The sequence below is a fragment of the Sporosarcina sp. Y1004 genome, from assembly GCF_057669665.1.
This window is the reverse complement of sequence record NZ_JBYHFQ010000014.1, coordinates 68,223-94,982: the sequence shown is the minus strand read 5'-3', so window position 1 is coordinate 94,982 and position 26,760 is coordinate 68,223. Positions and strand designations below refer to the sequence as shown.

General features: G+C 42.5%; 27 protein-coding genes. 15 read left to right on the top strand and 12 right to left on the bottom strand.

Features of this window, described 5'->3' with window-relative positions:
* Positions 1-508: 508 nt before the first annotated feature.
* The gene (locus AC25Y6_RS11350; protein WP_482103681.1) at positions 509-1,411 is read right to left on the bottom strand and encodes an accessory Sec system S-layer assembly protein; all 903 of its coding nucleotides are present in this window, start codon (positions 1,409-1,411) and stop codon (positions 509-511) included.
* Entirely contained in the window at positions 1,408-3,768 is a 2,361-nt protein-coding gene (gene secA2 / locus AC25Y6_RS11345) for an accessory Sec system translocase SecA2 (protein ID WP_488143097.1), read from the bottom strand. The genes AC25Y6_RS11350 and secA2 overlap by 4 nt, the downstream gene beginning before the upstream one ends.
* A 261-nt stretch (positions 3,769-4,029) precedes the next feature.
* Between secA2 and AC25Y6_RS11340 the strand changes: the two genes are divergently transcribed.
* Positions 4,030-5,073 (top strand): glycosyltransferase family 4 protein, encoded by a 1,044-nt coding sequence (locus AC25Y6_RS11340; RefSeq protein ID WP_482102076.1) that lies wholly within the window; start codon positions 4,030-4,032, stop codon positions 5,071-5,073.
* Positions 5,074-5,269: 196 nt separating this feature from the next.
* On the opposite strand, the gene AC25Y6_RS11335 is transcribed toward AC25Y6_RS11340, so the two are convergent.
* Complete coding sequence (locus AC25Y6_RS11335) at positions 5,270-6,325, bottom strand: LCP family protein (protein WP_488143096.1); 1,056 nt, start codon at positions 6,323-6,325, stop codon at positions 5,270-5,272.
* A 172-nt stretch (positions 6,326-6,497) separates the two neighbouring features.
* On the bottom strand, positions 6,498-7,130 hold the full coding sequence (locus AC25Y6_RS11330; RefSeq protein WP_488143095.1) for a YigZ family protein: 633 nt from the start codon (positions 7,128-7,130) through the stop codon (positions 6,498-6,500).
* 152 nt (positions 7,131-7,282) lie between these two features.
* Here AC25Y6_RS11330 and AC25Y6_RS11325 point away from each other — a divergent pair, with 152 nt between their 5' ends.
* The 4 genes from AC25Y6_RS11325 (at position 7,283) to AC25Y6_RS11310 (ending at position 10,410) form a co-directional block, all read left to right on the top strand.
* Positions 7,283-8,440, top strand: coding sequence for a sensor histidine kinase (locus AC25Y6_RS11325; RefSeq protein WP_488143094.1), 1,158 nt, complete (start codon positions 7,283-7,285; stop codon positions 8,438-8,440).
* A 21-nt stretch (positions 8,441-8,461) separates the two neighbouring features.
* Positions 8,462-9,136, top strand: a complete 675-nt coding sequence (locus AC25Y6_RS11320) for a response regulator (protein ID WP_482102072.1) — start codon at positions 8,462-8,464, stop codon at positions 9,134-9,136.
* A 74-nt stretch (positions 9,137-9,210) separates the two neighbouring features.
* Positions 9,211-9,780 (top strand): DUF3225 domain-containing protein, encoded by a 570-nt coding sequence (locus AC25Y6_RS11315; RefSeq protein WP_482103686.1) that lies wholly within the window; start codon positions 9,211-9,213, stop codon positions 9,778-9,780.
* Between the two features lie 270 nt (positions 9,781-10,050).
* Positions 10,051-10,410, top strand: a complete 360-nt coding sequence (locus AC25Y6_RS11310; RefSeq protein ID WP_482102069.1) for a YhjD family protein — start codon at positions 10,051-10,053, stop codon at positions 10,408-10,410.
* On the opposite strand, the gene AC25Y6_RS11305 is transcribed toward AC25Y6_RS11310, so the two are convergent.
* The 3 genes from AC25Y6_RS11305 to AC25Y6_RS11295 all read right to left on the bottom strand — a co-directional run bounded on the left by AC25Y6_RS11305 (position 10,399) and on the right by AC25Y6_RS11295 (position 13,149).
* Complete coding sequence (locus AC25Y6_RS11305; protein WP_482103688.1) at positions 10,399-10,944, bottom strand: competence protein ComK; 546 nt, start codon at positions 10,942-10,944, stop codon at positions 10,399-10,401. The genes AC25Y6_RS11310 and AC25Y6_RS11305 overlap by 12 nt on opposite strands.
* Before the next feature lie 414 nt (positions 10,945-11,358).
* Entirely contained in the window at positions 11,359-12,522 is a 1,164-nt protein-coding gene (locus AC25Y6_RS11300) for a M20 family metallopeptidase (RefSeq protein ID WP_488143093.1), read from the bottom strand.
* Between the two features lie 123 nt (positions 12,523-12,645).
* The gene (locus AC25Y6_RS11295; protein ID WP_488143092.1) at positions 12,646-13,149 is read right to left on the bottom strand and encodes an antibiotic biosynthesis monooxygenase family protein; all 504 of its coding nucleotides are present in this window, start codon (positions 13,147-13,149) and stop codon (positions 12,646-12,648) included.
* A 216-nt stretch (positions 13,150-13,365) separates the two neighbouring features.
* Between AC25Y6_RS11295 and hemE the strand changes: the two genes are divergently transcribed.
* The 4 genes from hemE to AC25Y6_RS11275 all read left to right on the top strand — a co-directional run bounded on the left by hemE (position 13,366) and on the right by AC25Y6_RS11275 (position 17,778).
* Positions 13,366-14,406 carry a uroporphyrinogen decarboxylase gene (hemE, locus tag AC25Y6_RS11290; RefSeq protein WP_488143091.1) on the top strand — a complete coding sequence of 347 codons (1,041 nt, stop codon included), beginning with the start codon at positions 13,366-13,368 and terminating at the stop codon, positions 14,404-14,406.
* Positions 14,407-14,436: 30 nt separating this feature from the next.
* A complete protein-coding gene (hemH, locus tag AC25Y6_RS11285; RefSeq protein ID WP_488143090.1) occupies positions 14,437-15,369 on the top strand; it encodes a ferrochelatase in 933 nt (310 codons plus the stop codon).
* 27 nt (positions 15,370-15,396) lie between these two features.
* On the top strand, positions 15,397-16,824 hold the full coding sequence (hemY, locus tag AC25Y6_RS11280) for a protoporphyrinogen oxidase (RefSeq protein WP_488143089.1): 1,428 nt from the start codon (positions 15,397-15,399) through the stop codon (positions 16,822-16,824).
* An 87-nt stretch (positions 16,825-16,911) separates the two neighbouring features.
* On the top strand, positions 16,912-17,778 hold the full coding sequence (locus tag AC25Y6_RS11275) for a glycerophosphodiester phosphodiesterase (RefSeq protein WP_482102062.1): 867 nt from the start codon (positions 16,912-16,914) through the stop codon (positions 17,776-17,778).
* 43 nt (positions 17,779-17,821) lie between these two features.
* Here AC25Y6_RS11275 and yhfH (AC25Y6_RS11270) read toward each other — a convergent pair whose 3' ends face one another.
* The 5 genes from yhfH (AC25Y6_RS11270) to yhfH (AC25Y6_RS11250) form a co-directional block, all read right to left on the bottom strand.
* Entirely contained in the window at positions 17,822-17,947 is a 126-nt protein-coding gene (gene yhfH / locus AC25Y6_RS11270; protein WP_482102191.1) for a protein YhfH, read from the bottom strand.
* Positions 17,940-18,059 carry a protein YhfH gene (gene yhfH / locus AC25Y6_RS11265; protein WP_488143088.1) on the bottom strand — a complete coding sequence of 40 codons (120 nt, stop codon included), beginning with the start codon at positions 18,057-18,059 and terminating at the stop codon, positions 17,940-17,942. The genes yhfH (AC25Y6_RS11270) and yhfH (AC25Y6_RS11265) overlap by 8 nt, the downstream gene beginning before the upstream one ends.
* A gap of 78 nt (positions 18,060-18,137) precedes the next feature.
* The gene (gene yhfH, locus AC25Y6_RS11260) at positions 18,138-18,263 is read right to left on the bottom strand and encodes a protein YhfH (RefSeq protein ID WP_482102061.1); all 126 of its coding nucleotides are present in this window, start codon (positions 18,261-18,263) and stop codon (positions 18,138-18,140) included.
* A gap of 78 nt (positions 18,264-18,341) precedes the next feature.
* Positions 18,342-18,467, bottom strand: a complete 126-nt coding sequence (yhfH, locus tag AC25Y6_RS11255) for a protein YhfH (protein WP_482102060.1) — start codon at positions 18,465-18,467, stop codon at positions 18,342-18,344.
* 81 nt (positions 18,468-18,548) lie between these two features.
* Positions 18,549-18,674: a protein YhfH gene (gene yhfH / locus AC25Y6_RS11250; RefSeq protein WP_482102059.1), complete on the bottom strand. Its 126-nt coding sequence runs from the start codon at positions 18,672-18,674 to the stop codon at positions 18,549-18,551.
* A gap of 175 nt (positions 18,675-18,849) precedes the next feature.
* Between yhfH (AC25Y6_RS11250) and lplA the strand changes: the two genes are divergently transcribed.
* The 6 genes from lplA to AC25Y6_RS11220 all read left to right on the top strand — a co-directional run bounded on the left by lplA (position 18,850) and on the right by AC25Y6_RS11220 (position 26,341).
* Positions 18,850-19,842: a lipoate--protein ligase gene (gene lplA, locus AC25Y6_RS11245; protein ID WP_488140722.1), complete on the top strand. Its 993-nt coding sequence runs from the start codon at positions 18,850-18,852 to the stop codon at positions 19,840-19,842.
* A gap of 251 nt (positions 19,843-20,093) precedes the next feature.
* Positions 20,094-20,798: a winged helix-turn-helix domain-containing protein gene (locus AC25Y6_RS11240; protein ID WP_482102057.1), complete on the top strand. Its 705-nt coding sequence runs from the start codon at positions 20,094-20,096 to the stop codon at positions 20,796-20,798.
* The gene (locus AC25Y6_RS11235) at positions 20,795-21,847 is read left to right on the top strand and encodes a sensor histidine kinase (RefSeq protein WP_488143087.1); all 1,053 of its coding nucleotides are present in this window, start codon (positions 20,795-20,797) and stop codon (positions 21,845-21,847) included. The genes AC25Y6_RS11240 and AC25Y6_RS11235 overlap by 4 nt, the downstream gene beginning before the upstream one ends.
* Positions 21,798-22,580 (top strand): ABC transporter ATP-binding protein, encoded by a 783-nt coding sequence (locus AC25Y6_RS11230; protein WP_488143086.1) that lies wholly within the window; start codon positions 21,798-21,800, stop codon positions 22,578-22,580. Before AC25Y6_RS11235 ends, AC25Y6_RS11230 begins: the two co-directional genes overlap by 50 nt.
* A complete protein-coding gene (locus AC25Y6_RS11225; protein WP_488143085.1) occupies positions 22,552-24,489 on the top strand; it encodes an FtsX-like permease family protein in 1,938 nt (645 codons plus the stop codon). Before AC25Y6_RS11230 ends, AC25Y6_RS11225 begins: the two co-directional genes overlap by 29 nt.
* A gap of 298 nt (positions 24,490-24,787) precedes the next feature.
* Entirely contained in the window at positions 24,788-26,341 is a 1,554-nt protein-coding gene (locus AC25Y6_RS11220; protein ID WP_488143084.1) for a fatty acid--CoA ligase family protein, read from the top strand.
* Positions 26,342-26,760: the final 419 nt, after the last annotated feature.

Genomic DNA, 26,760 nt, shown 5'->3' with positions numbered 1-26,760 from the left:
CACTACAATCAACTAGTTCTTATTATAATAAAGAACTTTTTCAGTAGCTGTACCTTCGCTGAATAATCCCTTTAAGAAAGCACATTTCACTATCTGGGATTAAATCCGCAACCTGTAGTGTCTCATTCTTGAACTAAATGAGTATCAAATAGTAATCACATTATAATCTCAGTGCATACATCTCAAAAAAACTTTCAATAATGGAAACTCTAGCGAAGGCGCGTCAAAGGGGTAGCCGAAGCCATGAGACTGGATGCGAAGCGTTAATCCAGGCTCAGGGCGAGAGGCATCCCCAAAGCGCCAAACGCTCTACAATGTACACTCTGAATTTAAATCTCCCTCAATAATGCAACTTCAAAGCGCAAAGCGTTCTCTAATCTGCACTCTGAAAAGGGAAGTTGAGTAAAAAATGCCAATGAAAAGGCCGACATTTCGTTTGAAAATGAAATGTCGGCTTTAAAATTTTTACACTGAATAACATCTAAGTGTCAGGCGCTCGGGGGCTACCTTACGCGTTTTGCTGTGGTACGCGAACTGTCCAGCGCGACAAATCGGGCTCGCCTTTTTGGATTAGTTCTTTTGGATAAATGAACGTCCATGGTTTTGAAGTGTTCGCTTTTACCGAGAGTGGGTCAAGTGCGAATGAACCGCTGGCAATCAAATCGCCAGTTGCATCAATTAATTCTAGTGGTAGTTTCTCAATGTTGATTTGCTTTGAGTGGCCATTACGAATAAATACGGATGCAGCAATACCGCCATCATCCTGTTGCTTCACTTGGAATCCACTGATATTCACTTCGCGTGGTTTTAGTTTTGGAAGCCCTTCAACGACTTTTGCAAGTCCGTCTTTTTGTTCTGCCGTTAAACCGTCTTCCCAAGCTTGTTCCAACTCTAGTTTATGAGGCACCATCGATTGAACATTGAATGCCAGTTTCCAGTTTTCACTAGGTGGAAGTTCTGTAAATGTATTGTCTTTTGTGAAGACAAACACCCATGGTCTTGCACTGCGTGCTGGAATGTCGCCGAGTTCCTTCAAATCGAATTCGTCCGAAGCGAGTGTTTTTCCTTCTTCATCAAGCAGCATTAATTCAACTGATCCGACAGCAATTTGCTGATCCAGGGAAGAACGGAAGAAGGCTTTAACGAGCCAGCTGCCGTTAGCAGGTTCGACGTCGATGTCGATTCCTGATAGGGAGATCTGGTTCGGTTTGAGTGGTTCAAGTTCGTTCGATAGAAAACGGAATACGTATTCCTGCTCCTGTGGCACATTCCATTCAGGGTGAAGGGATAGCGTTGTTTCGACTAAATCTGTATTTACTGTTGCATTGACACCGTCAATGATTTCTTCGGATCCAATTGTGCTATCCTTACCCGTTTTTTCAGTTTTCTTGAAAAAAGTGAAAAGCTTCATTGTTGTGCCTCCTGTTCTTTAATGAGTTTCATAAAGCTAATAACTTCAGATGCAATGCTGCGACGTAGTTTCTGATAATGACGTCCGAAAAGCTCAAGACCTTCACGTTGGTAGATACGCATCGGGTCTTCTTGTCCGTATGAGCGAAGTCCGATACCTTCTTTTAAACGTGTCATAACTTCTAAGTGTTTAACCCACATTGTGTCAATGTGTGAAAGCATTACTTGCGGAATCATCTGATTGATTCGTTCATTATCTTCGAATGAATCGATGAAGCTGAGCAAGTCAGCTAGTGGCACTTCATAATGCTTCAGAATATCTGATGTTTTTTCAAGCTTACGTGGAATCGATACAGATTCCAATAATAGGCTGTCCATCGTACGTTCAATCCGCTCGTAATCCCAGTTGTTCGAAGTTTCTTGGTCTGGGCAACTATCCAAGACAACAAATTCTACAGTTTCTTTAAGCATCGTTTTCAATTGTTCTTGAATGTCTTTCCCTATCAGAACATTATGACGTAAGGTATAAACGACTTCACGTTGGTCATTAATGACATCGTCGAGTTTTAAGTTGTATTCACGCATTGAATAATGTGCGCCTTCCACGATGCGTTGTGTTCTCTCTGTCAATTCATTGACTTCAGAATTCTGTACAAGGCCATCAGCATCCGTTGTTACCTTCTTAGTAAACTTCTCAAGCTCTTCTTTTGCGAATCGCTTAAACATATCGTCTTCAAGAGATAGGAAGAAACGGCTTTCGCCATGGTCTCCTTGTCGCCCGGAACGACCGCGAAGCTGATTGTCGATACGACGGCTTTCATGCTTTTCTGTGCCTAGTACGAAAAGTCCGCCGATTTCTTCGACACCTTCGCCAAGCACGATATCAGTACCGCGACCCGCCATATTTGTCGCGACTGTAATTTGGTTGAGTTGGCCCGCTTTGGAAATGAGATCCACTTCCTGCTCAACACTTTTGGCGTTCAGTAAGTTGTATTTAAGTTTATATTCGTCCAAATATTGGACAACTTTTTCCGATTGTAAAATAGAAGTTGTACCTACGAGTACAGGTTGTCCTTTTTTATTGCGTTCGGATACTTCTTTTGCCATTGCTTTATATTTATGATCAATAGTTTCATATACTTGGTCAGGTGAATCAATACGTGCGCGCGGGCGGTTTGTCGGAATCTGAATGACGTCCATGCCGTACACTTCACGGAATTCTTTTTCTTGTGTTTTCGCTGTACCGGTCATGCCGCAAAGCTCTTTGTACATACGGAAATAGTTTTGAATTGTAATTTGGGCTTGTGCTTTATTTTCCTCAGTAACGGGCAGTCCTTCTTTCGCCTCGATTGCCTGATGAAGACCATCGGAAAGAGTCCGTCCTTCCATAATTCGCCCTGTGAACATGTCAACAAGCTCAATTTTTTGATCCCGAATGATATAATCCACATCGCGATTGAAAATCACGCGTGCGCGTAATGCTTGAATCATATAATGATAAAGGGTTTGGTGCTCCAATTCGTATAAATTATCGACACCGAACGCTTTTTCAACTTTAGAGATTCCATCTTCAGTTAAGGAACTTGCTTTTGTTTCATCGTCAAAATCGAAGTCTACGCCTTTCTCAAAGCGTTTGGCAAGACGTGCCGCTATGTAATGAAGATCCGCATCAGCCTGCATTTTACCCGCAACAATAAGCGGTGTTTTGGCTTCATCGACAAGGATGCTGTCCACTTCGTCAATAATGGCGAAATGATATGGACGTTGAACTTGCTGTGCTACTTGCTGCGCCATATTATCACGTAGGTAATCAAAACCGAATTCAGTTCCGACACCATACGTGATGTCTGCTTTATAAGCTGCCTGTTTTGCAGGGCCTTGCATCATCGGGACATTGAGACCGACAGAAAGTCCTAGAAACCTATGAATTTGACCAATTTGATTGTAGTCACGTTTTGCAAGGTAATCATTCACTGTAATAACGTGAACGCCTTTTCCTTCAAGTGCGCGAACATACGATGGTAGGGAAGCGACAAGTGTTTTACCTTCGCCCGTTGGCATTTCTGCGATATTACCTTCAGTGAGTACAAGTCCTCCGATAAGCTGTACGTCGAAATGACGCATACCAAGAACCCGTTTCGATGCTTCACGGACAACAGCAAATGCATCCGGTATGATAGTAGGGATTTTCTCACCTGATTGGATACGTTCTTTGAATTTATCTGACATAGATGCCAGTTGTTCATCTGACATCGTTTCATATGTAGCTTCTAATTTATTTATTTGCTGGACAATTTTCCTGTATTTGCGAAGTTGTCGATCGTTCGTTTGATTTGAACGTTTAAATATTGATAGCATGAAATGAACGCTCCTTTATCTTGGTCCCTTTATAAGACCCATCCCTATTTTAACAAATAGAAAGGTAAATAACTACCTTAAGCTAAAATCTACATATATAAGGAAGAGAATCTTGGGATAGGCAAGGTTGATGAGGGTATGATAAGTGAGAAACAGAAAGTGCAGAATGCAAAGAGTTCTCTAGGAAAGTGCTTTACTTATTTAAATATGCTATAATACTCTTGATTTGATAAACTATTGATTTACTTAGGGAGGAAGGACATGTTATTCCTTGCAATGGCTGCTGCTCTTATTGCATCCATCATACTTACTCCGCTCGTCATTAAATTGGCATTCCGTATCGGTGCAGTCGATCGCCCGAACTATCGCAAAGTACACGCATCCGTTATGCCGCGTATCGGCGGACTTGCGATATTTGGTGCCTTCTTAATTGGTTATGCCATATTGCTTCCAAAAGATGAACATGCCACCGGAATTCTTATTGGTGCCCTTATAATTATCGTGGTGGGATTTCTTGACGATATGCTTGAAATTACCGCGAAGGCAAAACTTGCGGGGCAACTGGCTGCGGCCATTGTTGTAGTCGCTTGGGGCGGTCTCCAAATTGAATTTGTCAATTTACCATTCATCGGCCAATTCGATTTTGGCTACTTGAGCATTCCGATTACAATTATATGGATCATAGGTATTACAAATGCCATTAACCTGATAGATGGATTGGACGGACTTGCAGCAGGCGTCTCAACCATTGCACTTATTGCAATTGCGGTTATGGCAATGATAATGGGAAATGTATTTGTTGTTGCAACAGCTGCAATTCTTGCAGCAAGCTCATTAGGTTTCCTATTTTATAATTTCCATCCAGCAAAAATATTTATGGGAGACACCGGATCTTTATTCCTAGGATTTATGATTTCGGTTCTTGCCTTGCTAGGCTTCAAAAACGTAGCTGTTGTTGCGTTGATTATTCCAGTTATTATACTGGGCATTCCAATCTCTGATACATTCTTTGCGATTGTCAGACGGATACGAATGAAACAGTCGATTACAGCCCCGGATAAATCACATTTACATCATTGCCTATTGCGTTCAGGTTTTTCACACAGGCAGACAGTGTTGATTATTTACGCACTAGCGATTCTTTTCGGAGTTGCTGCTGTGTTGTTCTCGCAAGCAACCGTATGGGGAGCAATCATGCTCATCGTCGTTATGCTTATCGCGATTGAATTGTTAGTTGAAATTATCGGACTTGCCGGTTCAAATTACCGTCCATTGTTGAATCTTGTACGGATGATTGGGAAGTAACGACGAAACATCTAGGCAGTTAAAACGAAACAATCAAGAGGTAAATAGGCCATCCCCTTTTTTACTAGGGTAGTATGGTCTTCTGTTTATAAATTATGTATAGACATGAGAAAGAGCCGGGCGCATTTGCAGCCCAGCTCTTTTTGTATCTTTGGAACTTGTGAAATTGTGTAAGTGATTTGCGTCTGGATTGCGATCAATTAGAAAGCGTATCTCCTAATGCTTCATTTTTCTTGCCGGTCAAGGTAGAACTGCCGTCGGTCAGGTTGGAAGAGTCTGGAATGATTCCAAGATGTGATTGTAAGATGCCTTTCACATCTGATAAATCCGTCTCATCAAGCTTCCAGTAATAGATACCTGTCGACATGTCGTCATAGCCTGTTAAGCTGAGCGTGTCCACTTGGGGCATACCGCCTTTAACGTATTCCAGGAACGATTTCATTTCATCAAAGGTCATGTCCGTTTTCATATTGTCGCCTACCGCGTCAATCACATCACCGTACTTCGTAACTGATTTGACAGAAGTCGCTTTTTCCATAATGGCTTGTAAAATCATTTGCTGCCGTTTTCCACGTTCGACATCAGAATCGAGTTTACGTGTCCGGGCAAGTGCAAGGGCGTGCTTGCCATCGAGGTGTTGAAGTCCTTTTACAAGTTGAATCGTATTTTTATCGTTTTCATCTTTTTCAATTCGGTTATAGGGAACTTCTGCTTCGATTCCGCCAATCGCATCAACGACATCAATGAATGCATTGAAATTCATTTTCACGTAGTAATCGACAGGTGCTTCGAACAGTTCTTCAACCGATTCAATCGTTGCACGAGTTCCGCCAAATGCATGGGCATGAGTGATCTTGTCCCTGTAACCGACTTCCGGAATATAAACATATGAATCTCGCGGAATACTGACGAGTTTCACAGACTTTATCTTTGGATTCAACGTAGCGAACAGAAGAGCATCTGAACGGCTGTTGCTGTCGCCTTGGTCGCGAGCTTCACTATCATCGACTCCAATGAATAAAACGGAAACATTGTCGGTTGCTGGTTCAACTTTCGCTTCACGTATATCGGATTTGGGGCGGTCAGGAATGACTTCATATGCACGATCCGCAGCGTCAACAGCCTTTTTTTGCAGTGAAACGGCATATGCTGCAACAACTAGGAAAATAGAAAGTGTAAGAAGGAGAGAAACTTTTAAGGCAAGGCTTTTGCGTGACGATTTCTTCTGTTTTTTATAGTCTTTTCTTTTCATTCAAAGTTCCTCCGGCATCGGCTATGTGAAAATATCCTTCGTCATAGCTGATCATTTAAGTGACGAATTGCTGTCAATGGATACAGACGGTACGACAGGATAAAAGAGTTCAGTATATAAATCACGTCAATCCATCCTATTATACTATCTTTTCTGCCAAAGGTATACTATATCAAATGTCGAATTCTACAAAAACGCTAGAGGTCGACACGATTTCTGCCTGTCCGTTCGTCAATTCAGTCATCCAGAAAGTGAATGTCTCCGTTTCCATAGCTGGAACGTGTATGAAGAGATTCACAGATTCATCGTAAGAAACTTCATTTAAGGGATATGTCGATTGCCTTACTTCATGCTCAACTTTTCCTAGCCAGGTATAATCGATTGTAACTTTCATGACAGAATGGAGTTTCCTTTCGACCGTACCTGTTGCTGTAATGCCTTCTGTTGTTGCGCGGCCATAAGCGCGTATCAATCCACCTCCACCTAACTTGATACCCCCGAAATAGCGTGTCACGACAATAACGGTATCTTGAAGACCTTGCTTTTTCAACACTTCAAGAATGGGTACTCCCGCTGTTCCAGACGGTTCGCCGTCGTCATTCGCCTTTTGTACATTATTGTGTTCACCAATCAAATACGCTGAACAATTATGGGAGGCATTATGATGTGTACGTTTAATTTCTTGAATGAAGTCTAAGGCCTCATCCTCTGTTTCCACACGTTTCACATAGGTAATAAACTTTGACTTTTGAATCAATAATTCACTCTCTCCGTAGTTTTTAACTGTGTAATAATCTGCTCGCATTTGCGGCACCTCCATCACTTGTAATACAATCTTAATATTCACTGGGTCTTATGATGCTATAATAAGTGAGAGATGTTTGGGAAATATTAATTCTACAACACTCCACTTTAGTATATATGTAATTTTCTAAGCTGAAAGCGGGAGGGAACTTTTTGAAGGAGAATATAATCGATATCAAAACGCTCGAAGCTATTTTTGATAATATGGTGCGTGCAATGGATCACTCAAAGAATGATATCTTCATTATAAGTGAACAAAGCCGTCAAAGCTTTGAAGATATGCAAAGTGAGCTCGCAGCGGTCAAGAGTGATATTTCCCGGGTAATAACTGAAGGTGATTATTTGGAAGGTATGACTCGCCATTCACGCCGGCGTCTTGCTGATGTGTCGAAGGACTTCATGAAGTTTTCAGAAGAGCAGGTGAAGGAATCTTACGAAGTTGCGAATGATTTACTCGTTCGGCTATCGGTCAACCGGATGGAGGAGAAACAGCTGCGTGCTCGTCGGGACGATTTGGATCGACGTCTTCTTGCGCTACTTGACACCATTGAAAGAGCCGATCATCTTGTCAATCAAGTCGCAACCGTAATTAATTATTTGACATCTGATTTAAAAAACGTAGGCGTAGCGCTGGAAACGGCCAGACACAAACAGGGGTTTGGCATCAGAATTATCCAGGCACAGGAAGAGGAGCGGAAAAGGCTTTCCCGTGATATCCACGATGGACCGGCACAAATGCTAGCAAATGTGTTAATCCGTTCCGGGTTGATTGAGAAGGTATATGAAGAACAAGGCCCTGTACCTGCATTTAATGAACTTAAAGATCTTAAAGAGATGGTAAGAAATGCACTTTATGAAGTTCGCCGTATCATTTATAATTTGCGTCCTATGGCACTTGACGATTTGGGCTTAATTCCAACATTGAAAAAGTACTTGTCGACAATAGGAGAGTATGAAAAGGGGACCACCATTCACTTTCAAAATAGTGGAAAAGAGCAACGTTTTAAAACGGATTTTGAAGTATCAGTCTTTCGGCTAGTGCAAGAATCCGTTTCAAATGCCTTAAAACATGCAAAGGCGAAGGACGTTTGGGTGAAAACTGAATGGCATCGCGATATAATGAATATTATCATAAAAGATGATGGACAAGGATTCAATCAAAATGAAGTAAGAGATAAGTCATTCGGTTTAATAGGAATGCGTGAACGAATTGATTTGTTAAAAGGGGATATAACAATCACCTCAACGCCTGGAAATGGTACGATAATTTATATCCAGATTCCACTCCAGAGTGAAATAATCGACGACTAGATGTTAGGGGAGGAAATGACTATGACGAAAATATTAATTGTAGATGATCACCAACTATTCCGTGAAGGGGTAAAGAGAATCCTTGATTTTGAAGATTCTTTTGAAGTTGTGGCTGAGGGCGGCGATGGTAGCGAAGTGAATGAGCTTTATCAACAGTGCGAACCGGACGTGGTTCTTATGGACATTAACATGCCTCATATGAATGGTGTCGATGCAACTGAAAACCTCATCAAAGAATATCCCAAAGCGAAAGTAATTATGTTGTCAATTCACGACGATGAATCATATGTATCACATGCACTTAAAACAGGTGCACTCGGTTATATGTTAAAAGAGATGGATGCGGATGCAATCATCCAAGCGATTAAAGTCGTTGCGCTAGGTGGTTCGTACCTTCATCCAAAAGTGACGCATAACCTTGTTACAGAATATCGAAGATTGAGCGAACGTGAGCATAAGGGATCCTTCCAGCAAAATGATATCCGTCGCCCGTTCCATTTACTTACTAAACGTGAGTGTGAAGTATTACAACTGTTGACGGATGGACAAAGTAACCGGACAATCGGGGAGACGCTTTTCATCTCCGAGAAGACCGTCAAAAACCACGTGTCTAGTATTCTACAAAAAATGGCAGTAAATGATCGCACTCAAGCGGTCGTAACAGCGATTAAAAATGGTTGGGTTGAAGTAAAGTAATTTGATGTATTGAATAAAAGGAAAAGGGCTTTCTGCTTTTGGAGGAGCCCTTTTACCTGTTCAGGAGGGAAAAAATGAAAAAAGTAGTCGTGCTTTTTAGTCTGTCTTTCATTTTACTGCTAGGAGCTTGTAGTGGTGACAAGGAAGAGCCTGTTGAGAATGGTTCCGTCGATGACGGCGAAGCAACGAATGAATATGGCACAATTGATCATGGAGTGGATGAAAGCAAAGTGGGATTTAGCTTGACAGGAGACACTGTAGAAGAAGCTTCTGGCGTCCCAGCAGACGAAAAAGAACAGATTCTTGACGTATACAACCTAAATTTGGAAACGCTAAACAAACAAGATATCGATGGCTATTTAGATACATTGTCAGCGAAGGATTATGACCTTGAAGAGGAACGTTCTATAACGAAAGATCTTTTTAGTGAGTATGAATTAAGTCGTGAAGTTTCGAATGTAACGATTGTGAAGTATTCAGAAGAGGAAGCCCAGGTATTTTCAAACCTAAAGACATCTTTCAAGCAATTAGAGACGGGTCTTGAAACAAGTCCGAGTGGTAGACAAGTAACCGTCCTTAAAAAAAGTGATGGGGATTGGAAAGTGGCTTCGGTTCATTATATCGGTGATATAGAGAAAAAATAAGTGTAAGATATGCAAGACTTTCAGCGATTATGGCTGGAAGTTTTTTTGTCGGTTAACCAGAGTGTATGGTATTTAGACTTGATTCGCCGTTCGGTATTCTTTGCGGGTAAAGAAATTATGAAGTGTTGAATTATCGATAAACTTCGGCATTCCCTGTGTCTCCAAATATGCTTAAGATTTCCAATGATTTGTAGGTTGATTTTCCGAGGGTATGGGCATACAATAGTTATTCGAACATTTGTTCTTAATTGGGCGGAAGGAGTGATTGTAGTGCCTTTAATACCCCCGGAGGCATTACCTTATTTTGAGAATATGATTTACTTACCGATGCTTCTAATTATCTTGGAGAGAGATCGGGAATCATTCGAAAAAGGTCCTTTCAAATTGAAAGGACCTTACGTTAAACTCGTCGACGAGGCGACGAAAATTGCACGTGCAGAACTAAAGGAAACGACAATCTACTTGCGGCGGCGCAATATGAAGGTGATACGTAACAAAACGGATAGCACATTCACCGAGTATGTATTCATGCACGGAGGTTATGAAGATCATAGACGCTATTTGAATGTCCGCCTGCGTAATCGAACTGAAGAACTATTGGCCAAATACATTGCGATGTCAGAGAGCTGAATCATCATCATCGTTGTCATCATCGTCAAAAAAGTTGAAAGTAGAAGGCCTGTTCAGTTGTCTCTGGTTTTTCAAAAAGTTCTTCTCTAAAAGAGTGGCGAACGCATATTGACGATACAATGTTGTAGGGGAAACATTTAACTTGAAGGATCGGCTATTTTCTAGTGTAATTATAGAACCCAAATTGTCTTCTTCTATTTTTTCAATCGCATTATAGGAAATCCAGACATTCTGTTCGGAAGATGGTGACATAGTAGGCAGGAAAATGTATGGTATTCCAAAATCATGAGCCAGGATAATCGGCGTTTTATGGCGTTTACCAAGTACCATTTTTGCTGAATTAGTCGAGTTGTGAAGAGAATTGCCATAATAGTCACAGGAATTCCTGACGATATGGATAGGGCGTCTGGGAACGCTTAAATCACCGTTGCGCTCATTAACATGGGTAAAAATTTTATTGTCTTGAATCATCGGACGTAACATGAATGTGTCAAAGGAAATAATGTATTGCGCACTACGTTTCTTATTTTTCAAATTAATGCACTCCTCATAATTCATATTTGTATTATAAGTAGATTATAAATCCAGGAATTCCAAACGCAATTGTGCATACTGTTCTATTGGAAGAGAGAAACAGGCTGTTTCTCTTGGAGATAATGACGGTTTCTCTTGGGGAAACAGACGTTATTGGGACAAAAGGAGAAAAGTGAAAAAAGAAAGCGTTATTCCGTATGATGTTGAACGGAATAACGCCATTCTTTCCGGCTTATCGCGGGAGGCATCCACAAAGCACCAAAGCGGTATTAGCAGGATTTCAGGTTCATCCCCTATGCATTGAAACTTTTTAAGCGCTCATATAAAAACAGTGAGCCTTCCTCATAAAATTCGAAGGAAGGCTCACTAATTATCAAATCATGAAATATTACTAATGGTTAGAAATTCTTCCTATTACGAATTTTGATATTCAACAGCGGCGGCACCAAGTGTCTTCGCCGCAACAAGCATCGCATTTTCATCGATGTCGAATTTTGGATGGTGATGCGGAAATGGAATCTCAGGTTTAGCACCCGTGAAGAAAAATGTACCTGGTACTTTTTCTAGGTAATAAGCAAAATCTTCGCCGCCCATTTGCGGCGTAGATTCAACCACTTCCAAGCCCGAAATAGATTCAGCTACAGTTTTCAAAAATTCCGTTTCGGTAGCATGATTTACCACGGCCGGATAGCCTCTTACGAATTCGAAATCGATGGTACAGTTGTTTGCAAGTGCAGTTCCATCGACGACACGTTTCATCTCGAGTTCCATCAAGTCACGAATATCTGGATTGAATGTTCGTACCGTCCCACCCAGTTTTGCGGAGTCTGCAATGACATTAAATGCATTTTGCGAAACGAATGAGCCTATGGAGAGTACAGCCGATTCAACCGGATTGACGCGACGGGAGACCAGTTGTTGTAAATTCATGACAAGCTGCGCGCCAATGACGATGGCATCTATCGTTTGATGGGGAGCTGCACCATGCCCACCGGCTCCTTGAATCGTAATGTCAAAACGATCAGCTGCCGCCATAACAGGACCCGTTAAATATTCGACTGTGCCGAAAGGTGTCAACGACCACAAATGTGTTCCGAAAATAACGTCAACTCCATCAAGGCAACCGTCTTCAATCATCGAAATTGCACCACCTGGAGCAAATTCTTCCGCGTGTTGGTGGATGAAGACATATTCACCAGCAAGGTCTTCTCGTAGTTCATGTATCGCTTTCGCAAGCTGAAGCAATGTAGCGGTATGTCCATCGTGACCGCAAGCATGCATGACGCCGGGGACCGTTGATTTGTAGGGTACATCCTTTTCATCCTGAATCGGAAGTGCATCAAAGTCGGCACGTAGTGCAACTGTCTTTCCGGGTCTTGCCCCTTTGACACGTGCAACAACGCCATTGCCGCCTACACTTTTACGCACTTCGACCCCAAGATTAGCATAAAAATCAGCTATATATTGCGCGGTTTTCTCTTCCTTAAAGGACAACTCGGGATTCATGTGAAGGTAGCGACGTATAGCGACCATATCTTCATAAGCACAATCAAGTTTTTCTAACAGTTGTTCTTTCAATGGACTACCCCTCCCAAAATTACACTAGTTTGAATGTTACTGTCTCCATTATAGCAAACATTCCATATGAAACTATAAAGGGCGTACAAAAAACGCGACCGGAATGAGGTCGCGTGTAAGAAATTATTTTTTTGTGGCATACTCCGTAATGTAAGGGGCGCTCGAGAAAATATGAAGTGTTTTATCAGAGCCCGCTTCTGCACGATCTTTCGAATGAGCTTGTGCGAACGAAGATGAGTTTTTCCATCTTGCATAATAAGTATTATCCGTCCATTCCGTCATGACAATGTATGTATCAGAATCAAGTGGACGAAGTAAACGAAAAGCGATGAATCCAAGTTCCGATTCGATTTTACCTGCACGGTCTTTAAATCGAAGTTCGAAAATGGGGCGCCCTTCATCTGTGACCGGAATATTGTTGAATACGAAATAGCCTTTTTCTTGAAGTGTACCGGAAGAACCAATCACTTCGTAACGGCGTGGTGTTTGAAATATTGTTTTTCCTGTCGTTTCATGCAACAACAAAGAGTTGCCTTGCCCATGCATGGCAATCAATCCTTTATCCGCGTGTTTTTCTTTTAAGTCTTCCATGAATTCCGGTGTGCCGGATGTCATAAAGATATTCATTATTAAAAACCTCCTCAAAGTAGTTCCTATACCTCTATTTTCCCCTAATTCCGTACATAAAACAAACAATGACGAAATGATGGCGAAAAAACATGAAATGACGCACAAATTGATGACAAAAGGGGCTAAACACTATACTTTACAAGGGAAAACATCTATATTGAGACCTATATGAAACAAATAAATGATTCATAAAAGAAAGTGGGATGAAGCCAAATGACTAAATTCAACGATACACTTTTACGTGCTGCAAGAGGCGAAAAGATTGACCACACACCGGCTTGGTACATGAGGCAAGCGGGACGTTCACAACCTGAATATATGAAAATTAAAGAAAAATATTCCCTAGAAGAAATTACACAGCAACCGGAACTATGTGCATACGTTACCAAGCTTCCAGTCGATCAGTACAATGTCGACGGAGCAATCCTTTACAAAGATATCGTAACGCCACTGCCAGGGATTGGTATTGACGTGAAAATCAAAGCAGGTGTTGGTCCAGTTATTTCAAATCCGATTCGTACCGTACAAGATGTCCATAATCTTGGCGATTTATCACCGGAGGACGACATTCCTTTCGTTCTTGAAACGATTAAAATATTGACGAAGGAGCAATTGAATGTTCCGCTTATCGGTTTTGCAGGTGCGCCATTTACGCTTGCGAGTTATATGATTGAAGGCGGTCCTTCGAAAAGCTATAACTTGACAAAATCATTCATGGTTTCAGAGCCAGAAGCATGGTTCGCGCTAATGGACAAACTTGCGGATATGACGATTACCTATATTACTGCACAAGTAAATGCAGGTGCGAAAGCAATCCAAATCTTTGATTCGTGGGTGGGCGCATTGAACGTTTCCGATTACCGGATTTTCATTAAGCCCGTTATGACACGGATTTTCACGGAATTGCGTAAATTGAATGTTCCACTAATCACGTTCGGAGTTGGCGCAAGTCACTTAGCGAACGAATGGCACGATCTGCCTGTAGATGTTGTTGGTCTTGACTGGCGCCTGTCCATTAAAGAAGCAGGAGAACGGGGTCTGACAAAACCAGTGCAAGGTAATCTTGACCCATCATTGCTGTTGGCGGACTGGTCAATTATAGAAGAACGTGCAAAAGTAATCATCGAGCAAGGTGTAGAACACGGTAATCACATATTTAATCTAGGACATGGTGTTTTCCCAGATGTGAAACCTGCAACATTGAAAAGACTGACAGAATTTGTTCATGAATACAGTACACAGCTACGTAAATAACGTACTAATCCGAACGATGAGGTGAACATAATGACAAAGAAAAAAATGGGATTATTAGTAATGGCGTACGGAACACCGAACAAAGAAGAAGATATTGAATCGTATTACACACATATTCGTCGTGGTCGCCCGCCCGCACCTGAGCAATTGGAGGACCTTCGAAACCGTTACGAGGCAATTGGAGGAATTTCACCACTCGCCAAAATTACAGAAGACCAAGCAAACGCACTTTGCAATCGTCTGAATGAAGTGCAAAACGACATCGAATTCAAGGTTTATATCGGATTAAAACATATTACACCATTCATTGAAGAAGCAGTAGAGAAAATGCATCAAGATGGCATTACAGAAGCTGTCTCAATCGTACTTGCGCCACACTTCTCGACGTTTTCCGTCAAGTCGTATAACGGACGTGCGAAAGAAGAGGCAGACAAACATGGAATCGCTATTACGTCAGTGGAAAGCTGGTACACACAGCCGAAATTCATTGAATTCTGGACCGATAAAGTACGTGGTACATTTGAAAGTATGAGCGACGAAGAGAGAGCTTCAGCTTGTTTGATTGTTTCAGCGCATTCGTTGCCTGAAAAAATCATCGCAAGCGGGGATCCGTATCCAGAACAATTGAAAGAGACTGCAGACTTGATCGCATCAGCTGCAGGCGTAAAAAATTATGAACTGGGTTGGCAAAGTGCAGGGCAAACGCCTGAACCATGGCTCGGTCCTGATGTTCAAGATTTGACGCGCGACTTGCATAACGAAAAAGGCTATACAACATTTGTCTATACACCGGTAGGCTTTGTTTCCGATCATCTAGAAGTGCTGTTTGACAACGATTACGAGTGTAAAGTTGTTTGTGATGACATCGGAGCTTCTTATCACCGTCCGGAAATGCCAAATATTGACCCACTATTCATTGATGCAATGGTGGACGCGGTATTCGAAAAAATGGAAATGGTCTAATACGAATGAAAGAAAGTGATGATGGACATGAGCGAACAAAACAAGAAAGTCGTCATTGTCGGTGGAGGAATTACTGGTCTCTCCGCGGCATTTTATATGCAGAAAGAAGCGCGAGAAAAAGGACTCCCTCTAGATGTCATCTTAGTCGAAGCATCCAATCGGCTGGGTGGAAAAATTCGGACAGTCCGGCGTAACGGTTTTATCATCGAGCGTGGTCCCGATTCATTCTTAATTCGAAAAAAGAGCATGGGTATCCTTGCAGAAGATCTCGGAATTGAAGGGGAACTTGTAAAAAATGCGACAGGACAAGCTTACGTACTCGTAGGCGGTGAATTGCATCCGATTCCGGGGGGGTCTGTCATGGGCGTCCCAACGGAACTCGGTCCATTCATGAAAACGGGTTTGTTTTCTTGGGCTGGAAAACTGCGTGCAGCCGGAGACTTTGTGCTCCCGCGTTCCAGCATTCAAGGGGATCAGTCACTCGGCGCGTTTTTCCGCAGGCGTTTTGGTGGAGAAGTTGTCGAAAACCTCATTGAACCGTTGTTGTCAGGCGTTTACGCAGGCGATATCGATCATATGAGTTTGGAATCGACATTTCCACAATTCTACGCGGTAGAAAAGAAACACAGGAGCCTCATTCTTGGGATGAAAAAGACAACCCCGAAACAAGTTCCGCAGAAAGATGGACACGGCGCGAAAAAAGAGGGCGTCTTCCATACATTTCGCAATGGTCTTGAATCAGTGGTCGAAGCAATTGAGAAGCAGCTAAATCCAGGAACCGTCATGAAAGGCGTCAGGATTGATGCAATTGTAGAGCCGAAAACGGTCGGAGAAAGAACGACTCTTGCACTGAATGACGGCAGAAAAATCGAGGCGGACGCAGTTATCCTTACAACTGGACACGAAATGGCAGGCCGCTTATTCGCTCCTCACGGTTTGCTGCAGGATTTGAGAGAAATTCCGACAACATCCGTTGCAACAATTGCCTTGGCCTTTCCGGAAGAACTTGTCGTTCAAGACAAAGAAGGAACGGGCTTCCTCGTCTCTAGAAGTAGCGATTATTCAATTACAGCATGCACATGGACGCATCGGAAATGGCCGACCACAACGCCTAAAGGTAAAGTATTGATCCGTGCATTTGTAGGCAGAGTAGGCGATGAAGCGATTGTTGACTTGCCTGATGCTGAAATTGAAAAAATTGTTCTTTCCGATCTCGGTAAAATCATGAATATAAAAGGGAAACCAGACTTTACCGTTATTACGCGCTGGAAAGAAGACCGGCCGCAATACCGGGTTGGCCATAAAGAGCGAATTGCGAAAGCGCGTGCTGAACTAAAGTCGACATTCCCGCAAGTCAAACTAGCCGGCGCATCTTATGATGGCGTTGGACTGCCTGACTGTATTGATCAAGGAAAAGCTGCAATGAAAGAAGTACTCGAAGATTTGTTTACATAAAAAAAGTCTGCCCTCGGGTGGACTTTTTTTTGTGGAAAAAGGGTATAGGAATAGGTACATAGAAAACGAGTGAAAGTAGGAAAGAGAATGAAGAAACGTACATGGGGAGTAGGATTAATACTTACTGTGCTGTTGTTGGGTGGTTGTGGAAAAGGGAAAGCAGAAGTGGGTCTGACGTCAAATGGGGATTTCCTCATTATCGCGCATCGCGGGGCCTCGGCTTATGTAGCGGAAAATACACTGGCATCTTATGAGTTGGCGGAGGACCTGGATGCAGACTATATTGAACTTGATATTCATCTGACACAAGACGGCCAGCTAGCTGTTATGCATGACGCAGACGTTACCGGAACGACAGAAGGTAGCGGTGAGGTTGCTGAATTGACGCTTGCAGAGCTAAAAGAGCTGTCTGCGAACTTCCGACGCGATGATAAGAAGATGCGGGCTGTAGATGGTCCATCCGATGAATACGCTGTACCAACACTCGGCGAAGTGTTTGGGCAATTCGGGGAAAACATGGGTTTCATTATTGAATTGAAAGACCCGAAAGACTATCCCGGAATTGAACAAAAGCTAATCGATGTCTTGAAAGAATATGACATGGTCGGGGTTAGGGAAGACGGGCGCACGAAAGTGGCGATTCAGTCATTTAGTGAAAAAGGATTAAAGCAAATTTATGAACTAAATCAGGACATTCCTCTCCTACAACTCATTTCGTTTGATGAAGATGAAGAAGCAAAGTTATCGAAAAAAGAAGTGGAAAAACTGCTGCCCTACGCTTCAGGGATAGGCATTACTTATGAAGCGTTAAGCGCGCCATTCATTAAAGAAATGCATGACGAAGGACTGGCCGTTTACGCATACACCATCATTGATGCTGAAACCGCATTGAAAATGAAAGCAATCGGTGCAAATGGAATTCACACAGATCGTCCTGACATACTCGAAAAATAAAAAAACAGCAATAGAGGTTGAGCTCCACGGCTGTTTTCACGTTTTAAAGGATATTACAATCATTACATTTGTTACCGTAGCATTCATGTTGCTCTTCGATTTCATTTCCGCATGTTGTACAAATCTTAGCAGGCAAGTTTTTAAAAAATTCGATGACATTTTCAAGCATATTGATTCTCTCNGTTACCGTAGCATTCATGTTGCTCTTCGATTTCATTTCCGCATGTTGTACAAATCTTAGCAGGCAAGTTTTTAAAAAATTCGATGACATTTTCAAGCATATTGATTCTCTCCTCCCTCTATTGTATTAGTACTAATTTATTTTTTATATTTGTAATAGTACAGGTTGTATAAAAAAATTAAAGGATATTACAAGAATCACATTTGTTGCCGTAGCATTCGTGCTGCTCTTCGATTTCATTTCCGCAAGATGTACAAACTTTAGCAGGTAGGTTTTTAAAAAATTCGATGACATTTTCAAGCATATTGATTCTCTCCTCCCTCTATTGTATTAGTACTAATTTATTTTTTGTATTTGTAATAGTACAGGTTGTATAAAAAAATTAAAGGATATTACAAGAATCACATTTGTTGCCGTAGCATTCGTGCTGCTCTTCGATTTCATTTCCGCAAGATGTACAAACTTTAGCAGGTAGGTTCTTGAAAAACTCGATAACATTTTCAATCATAGCTAATTTCCTCCATTTCTAACTGTATTAGTTTGAAATTAATTAATTGAAGTGTGATAGTACAGGCGTTGCAAAAAAAAGTTACAGTATATTGCAATTGTCGCATTTGTTACTGTAGCACTCGTGTTGTTCTTCAATTTCATTCCCGCATGTCGTACAAACTTTAGCAGGTAGATTTTTGAAAAACTCGATTACATTCTGAATCATATTTTCATTCTCCCTTCCAAATTTGTACTAGAACTAAATCTGTTATTAGTAGTGTATTATAACAGTGGTTAGAATGTCAAGGCTTTTTTTTTTAATTCTGAAAAGTTCTAGATGAGGTCATCTCGGCGTGAAAATGATAAAATAGATAGGAAGCTATTTATAGGGAGCGATAACTATGCATTTCATTGATAATAAAGGGATTACAGATCCACATATCAACTTGGCAATAGAAGAGTATGTGCTTAAGAATATGGATATTGAAAAAGATTCATTTTTGCTGTTCTATATCAACGAGCCGTCCATCATCGTCGGTAAAAACCAGAATACGGTTGAAGAGATTGACACGGAATACGTGGAGGCAAATGGGATTCATGTTGTTCGCCGTCTGTCAGGCGGGGGCGCAGTTTACCATGATTTAGGCAACTTGAATTATAGCTTCCTCACAAAAGACGACGGGGAATCATTCCGCAACTTTAAGAAAGTTACAGAACCAATCGTTCAAGCACTAGCAGAAATGGGTGTCAAAGCCGAACTTCTCGGACGCAATGACATTCTTGTGGAGGGACGTAAAGTTTCCGGTAACGCACAGTTTTCAACGAATGGCCGTATGTTCAGCCATGGAACGTTGATGTTTGATACAGAAATTGAGCGGGTTGTTTCAGCGCTGAAGGTACGAAAAGATAAAATCGAATCAAAAGGCATCAAATCAATTCGCAGCCGTGTCGCAAATATTTCTGAATTCCTCGAGGAACCTATGACGATTGAACAGTTCCGACTGGAAATCCTAAAATCGATTTTCGGCGGCGAAGAAAAAATCCAGTATTTGGAGCTAACGGACGAGGATTGGGACAACATTCGAAAACTTTCTGAGGAACGCTATGCGAACTGGGATTGGAACTACGGTAAATCACCGAAGTTCAACATGCAGCATTCACACCGTTTCCCGGTAGGCGGCATCGATGTCCGTATCCAAGTGAAGAAAGGTATCATGGAAGACATCCACATTTTCGGCGACTTTTTCGGTGTCGGAGAAGTGAAGGTCATCGAAGAAAGCTTAAAAGGCGTCCAGTATGAAAGACAAGCGATCAGCGAAGCACTTGCGCCGATTGACATTCCCACATACCTCGGGGGCATAACGAAAGAAGAATTTCTTCAATTAATTTATTGATGCATTCACAAGCCTGACACACAGTCAGGCTTTTTTTGTGGGATAAATTCTTGATAACCAGATCTCTCGCGTGCGGCTGCCCGACCTGCGCCGGTGACCGCCCGACTCGTGTCCGTGACCGCTCAATCCGCGCGTGCGACCGCCCGAACCACACCCCCAACCACCGAAAAATATCCAATTCCCATTAGCCTTCCAACCACCATAGCTATTTTTGCGCTATAATATAGGGAACAATGAAAGGGGATGGGTCGATGGAAAAACACCGTATATTCATCGTGGAAGACGATAAGAAAATTTCGCAACTACTAGCAGATACATTAAGGAAATACCAATACGAAGTAGCAATTGTCGAAGATTTCGACCGAGTCACCGAAGAGAGTCTAGCGTTTGAGCCGCATCTTATTCTACTTGACATTAATCTGCCATCCTATGACGGCTATTATTGGTGTCGCCAACTTCGCCAACAAACTACGTGTCCTATACTATTCATTTCCGCGCGATCTGGTGACATGGATCAGGTATTTGCATTGGAAAATGGCGGGGATGATTTCATCACGAAACCTTTCCATTATGAAATTGTCCTTGCCAAAATACGGAGTCATCTGCGCAGAACGTTTGGCGAATATGCACCGAATCAATCTGAGCGTACCGTGAAAGCGGGATTGCTGACAGTTTATATTGAACGGATGGAATTGCATGTTCGAGAAAATGTCGTTCCGCTACAAAAAAAAGAGTGCGTCATTCTCGAGATGCTGATAGATGCCTCTCCTAAAGTAGTGTCACGGGAAAATTTACTCGAAGAATTATGGGACGACCAGTCTTTTGTCGATGAAAACACATTGAATGTCAATATGACGCGGGTACGGAAAAAACTGGCGGATTATGGTGTTAAATCCTCCATCGAAACGGTACGTGGGGCAGGCTATCGCTTCTTGTTGGATCCTGAAGAATCATGAAGAAACTGAAATTATTCCTGAAAGAACATGTATCGTTCCTTATTTTTCAAGGGATTCTGATGCTGTTCATTATGCTGCTTTATTGGCTTGACGGCTTCCGCAATTTCAACACGGCAGTCTATTCAATCAGCATGAGTATGTTATTGACCGGCGGTTATTTGTTGAGCAAGTTCATTATGAGACGTTCCTTTTACGATGCAATCACCCGGAAACCGACAAAAATGGAAGACGCACTAATCCGTCATGCGCATGCACCCGAAAACAGGCAAACAACCGAATTCACGCGTGAATTGTACAAGTTGTATCAAAACGAAGTACAACAACTATATGCGGCACAACATCGGCAACTTCATTTTATGAACCAATGGGTGCATCAGATGAAAACACCGATATCGGTCATGGGTCTCCTACTAGAGGAGAAGGATAACCTAGACCGAAACAGCATTGCTGAAGAAGTTGAGAAAATTCGGCGCGGACTCGATTCAGTTCTTGTGAATGCACGACTTGAAACATTTGAGCAAGATATGCAAATTGAACGGGTTGGTTTGAAAAAAATAGTGCAGGAAATCGTAACGGAACATAAGCGGTTGTTCATTGCGAACGGTGTATTTCCGGTTATTTCAATAGATGATCAATTTCTGGTTGCCACAGATGTGAAGTGGATGAAAATCGTAATTGGCCAGTTCATTACCAATGCGGTGAAATATACATTTGATGAAGGTAAGAAAGTTCATTTTACCGCAGCATGTACGGGCCATGGGCTGAAATTGACAATTCGGGATGAAGGAATCGGAATCCCATCTTCAGACTTGAACCGCGTGACGAAAGCTTTCTTCACAGGTGAAAACGGACGGCTGACGGGTGAATCGACGGGCATGGGGCTTTATATTGCGTTGGAAGTTTGCAATCGACTTGGTCATCCGCTGTCCATCGAATCGGAGAAAGGAATCGGAACAACAGTGACGGTGTTATTTGAAAATGGAGAGGCGGGGGAGACGGATGAAGCGGAAGGCAATCGTGGAAATGGCGGAAGTGACGAAAATTTATGAAGGAAAAGTAATGCACCGGGCATTGAACCGTCTCGATTTTGAAGTGGAAGAAGGGGAATTCGTTGCAGTGATGGGTCCTTCTGGAAGTGGGAAAACGACGTTGTTGAACTTAATTTCTACAATTACGTTGCCGACATACGGAAGTCTGATAATCAATGGAATCGAACCGGAGGCTTTAAAGCAAAACGACTTGGCTTTATTCAGAAGGCGCAATCTGGGGTTTGTCTTCCAGGATATCAATCTGCTCCAAACGTTGACGGTGGAAGAAAACCTTGTGTTACCGCTAACGCTCGATGGTTTACCTGTTTCAGAAATGGAAAGACGCATCGCAGGAGTTGCGGAATCGCTCGGTTTGAAAGACATCTTGAATCGCAGACCTGATGAGTTGTCGGGAGGACAGGCACAGCGAACGGCAATTGGCCGAGCGCTTATTCATAAGCCGAAGATCATTCTGGCAGATGAGCCTACGGGGAATTTAGATTCGAAGTCTGCGAAAGATGTGCTCGAATTATTGAGTCATATCAATAAAATGGAACAGACGACAGTTATTATGGTAACGCATGATCCGATTGCCGCCAGTTTTTGTGATCGAGTGCTATTCATCAAAGACGGCGAATTTTTCAATGAAATCTATAAAGATGAAAGACGTCAAACATTTTTCCAACGAATCTTGAACGTCTTGTCTCTTCTCGGAGGGAATGTCCATGACCTTTCGTCAGTTCGCTTACCGTAATGTCGTTCGGAATAGACGCATTTACGCTGCATTTTTCATGGCAAGTGTATTTTCCGTTATGGTCTTTTTCTTGTACTCAATGCTGTTGTTTCATCCATCCATAGAGGACCGATTTGTGCAGGAAATCGCTATCATGGGGATGAGTATCGCTGAAATTGTATTGTATATTTTTACAGTATTTTTCTTGTTTTATTCGATGCGGGCATTTTTACAAGCGAGGTCAAAGGAGTTCGGCATACTGCTCCATTTAGGCATGGCAAAGCGGCAATTGCACCGTCTGATTTTCACTGAAACGATGATCATTGGTGTTGCTTCCATTGTGGCAGGAACCATTCTTGGGTATATGTTTTCGAAATTTTTCTTTATGATTATACGAGAAATCGTTCTCTTGCCAGCTTTGCCTCTTTACTTTTCATGGGAACCATTTGCACTGACGATTGGTGCTTTCTTAAGTCTATTTGTTATCATTTCGTACGTTGCACCTGTTTTCATCCGGGCTGGAGAAATTGCAGATCTAATACAGGAAGTTCCAATTTCGGGAAATAAAAACGTTTATGGTTATTCGAAAACCCGTGGCTATTTGGGGTTACTGTTTCTAGCGATATCATATGCAATGGCTGCCTCAACAGCGAATTCTGTCATAATCGGATTGATTTTTTTCCTGCCGCCACTCGCGACAATTGGAACGTTCTACTTTTTTACGGATTCTTTGCCATTATTGCTACATAAGCTTCGCAATCGAAAAAAACTATATTGGCATCATTACTGGCTATTGTCCATTTCAGAAGGTGTCGTTCGGCTGCGTGAAAATGCGCGCATGTTTTTCATCGTAACAATGGTCTCCACGATAGCGTTCATGTCGGTCGGTGCACTTGCATCGCTCACTTCGTTTGCTTCCCAGTACCGGGAAATGCATCCACTGGGGCTTGTGTATAAGAGTCAGCAAGGGAACGACCTTGAGAGTAAGCATATTGAACAACTTGTCGACGAATTGAATACGAACCAAATCGACTATTCGCTTATCCGTTTCCAAGTTATCCATCAGTTGTCGACGTTCACGGAGAATACCGTTGCGATAATGAAGTTGTCCAATGTCAATATGCTTGCCGCTTCGTTCGGTTATCCCGCGATTGAGTTGGATGAAGGAGAGGCTGTTTTCCTTCCACCCTCCGTTTCATCTTATGATCAGCTGAAAGACCGTAAAGTAGAGACCCTACTGAAGAATAGTAATGTAGATGTCAGGATTACCGGTGCATATCCACATCAATTGTTTTCCTCTTATTCCATTGCAACGAATGCCATCATATTGAATGACACCGATTATGAATATGTGTCGGATAGTGGATATATGAAGGGGTTAGAGCCATTTTCTTACTACGCTTTTAACGTCCCTGATTGGCAAAATACAAAGGAAATTGGGTTATCAATTAATGCGAAAGTTACGGAATCATTCCTGTTGGGGGATTCGGACTTGTTGTATTCATTTGAAAATCCTGGCTTGAACTATTCGGGGATTCGCACGACATTTTCACTGCTGCTGTTCATCGGATTATTGCTTGCAGCCGTTTTCTTCCTGGCCGCCGGAAGCTTCATTTATTTCAGGCTGTATACTTCACTTGAACGTGATCGTAAACAATTCGACGTGCTGCGGCGCATGGGAATCACAGATCGCGAAATTAAGAAAATCGTCAACCGACAATTAATCCCACAGTTTTTCTTCCCATGGGGTGTCGCGTTGGTCCATAGTTCGTTCGCTTTTCTAACCCTACAGGTGATCTGGGATGCGCTTGCCGAAATTTCCATTGTAAAAGAATTGGTTCTCGTTCTGGTAGGCTTCACACTAATGCAACTGACCTATTTCTATTTAATTCGCTGGCGCTACTTGGCACATATAAAAGCACAGGGATGAAATTGAGTTTTTTATTTTTTGATAAATTATTTTGTCTAGCTCCGCCAGCACGTCTTATGCCTGTCGCATCTAACCGGCTGCTGGAGCTTTTCGAGTGTCTAGCTGCAGCGCCTAGGGGCTATGGTCATAAGCCAGATTGGCTGTGCGGGAAGGCACCGCGTCGCCAATCCGTCTTATGCCTGTCGCCCCTGAACAGGCGCTTCCGCTTTTCAAGGATTGATTTGTCTGAACTTTTCTTATATAATGATTATGACAGGGGAATGAATGGTCATTCATTTAATTAAAAGGGGATGAAGGTATGAATTTAGTTACACGTGTGCGCGAAACTGCAATGACACAGCCTGAAAAAGCGGCTTATCACTTCATGGGGAAAGATACTTCATATGCAGAATTCGATCAATCCGTGTCCATGTTCGCATCTGCGCTTCAAGGACTTGGCATCGAAAAAGGGGATCATGTTGCATTTCTTCTAGGCAATACACCACATTTCCTAATTTCGCTCTACGCAACAATGCGAATCGGTGCTACGGCGATTCCCATCAATCCGATTTACACGCCAGACGAAATTTCTTATATCTTACACAATAGTGACGCCAAAGCGGTTATCGCGCTTGACCTTTTGCTTCCACTTGTTGAGCAGGCGGCCGGTGCATTCCCGAGTGTTGAGCATTATGTAATCTGTGAAACGGTTCCGGAGACACCAGCGAAAATTGCATTATTGCCGGAAGCGGTGAATTCTAAAGTTCGTTCATTCTCACAGCTCATTGCAACAGGGACACCAAACCTTGAGCCCGTTTCTGTCGATGAAAATGAAACCGCTATCATCCTATATACATCAGGTACAACAGGTCACCCGAAAGGCGCGATGCTGACACATGGAAACTTATACTCGAACGCACGCGACGTTGCGGATTACCTAGATTTCTCGGAAAACGATCGCGTTGTCGCTACGCTTCCGGTATTCCACGTGTTTGCACTGACAGTTGTCGTCAACGCGCCACTTGTGAAGGGTGCTACAATTTTGCTAGTTCCGCGCTTCAATCCAGCGGAAATCTTCAATATCGTGAAGGAACAAAAAGCTACAATCTTTGCAGCTGTACCGACAATGTACAACTTCCTTTATCAGTATCCGGAAGGCAATCCGTCCGATTTCGAGACCGTACGGACGACAATTTCCGGTGGTTCCGCGTTGCCGGTTGCATTGCTTCACAATTTTGAAGAGAAATTCAATGTGAGGATTTCAGAAGGATACGGATTATCTGAAGCATCACCCGTAACATGTTTTAACCCGCATGACCGTGAGCGTATTCCAGGATCAATTGGGACAAATATCGTCAACGTTGAAAACAAAGTCGTCGATGAGCTAGGCAATGAAGTCGCGGATGGAGAAGTCGGCGAACTAATTGTGCGCGGACCAAACGTGATGAAAGGCTATTATAAAATGCCCGAAGAAACGGAGTCTGCTATTCGCGACGGCTGGTTATATACAGGCGATATGGCTAAACGTGATGCCAATGGCTACTTCTACATCGTTGACCGTAAGAAAGACCTCGTTATCGTAGGCGGATACAACGTCTATCCACGTGAAGTCGAAGAAGTATTATTCACTCACCGTGATATCGTAGAGGCGGCAGTGATAGGCTTGCCAGATCCAGATTTCGGCGAAGCGGTTCATGCGTTTGTTGTATTGAAAGAAGGCGTCAAACCTGACGAAGCATCGCTAATTGCATTCTGCGCGGCCCGACTAGCGAAGTATAAAATACCGAAACAAATTGAATTTTTAGATGAACTGCCGAAAAACACAACCGGTAAAATACTAAGACGATCACTGAAAGACCAAGTTAGACTGTAAATGATGGAGCCTTCTCAAGGTTACATGGAAGCCACTTAAAAACGTATATTTACCTAAATTAAAGCGACGACATTGCGTTCGATTTTGAACGAAATGTCGTCGCTTTCTTTCTTGTAGAAGTTTGATAATACGCCTTCTTAAATAGACCATAAAGCGCTGAAGTGCTATTAGCAGGAAATCTAATTCATTCCATGTATCAAGACTCTTTCAGTACTTGCTTCTGTCATCGCTTCGCTCATTACATGATCTACAGCGATTTCGCCCTGAACGGTTCTGTTCTGAATCCGTGCGAGTGTTGTCCAGACGTTGTCGACCGCAGGCAGGGCGTCGGTTATTCAACTTGCGCTTTCTGTCGCGATACGCCTGTTGATACATAGAGTTGTCATCCTCTTCATGAAAATGTGACATGAGTAAACCTC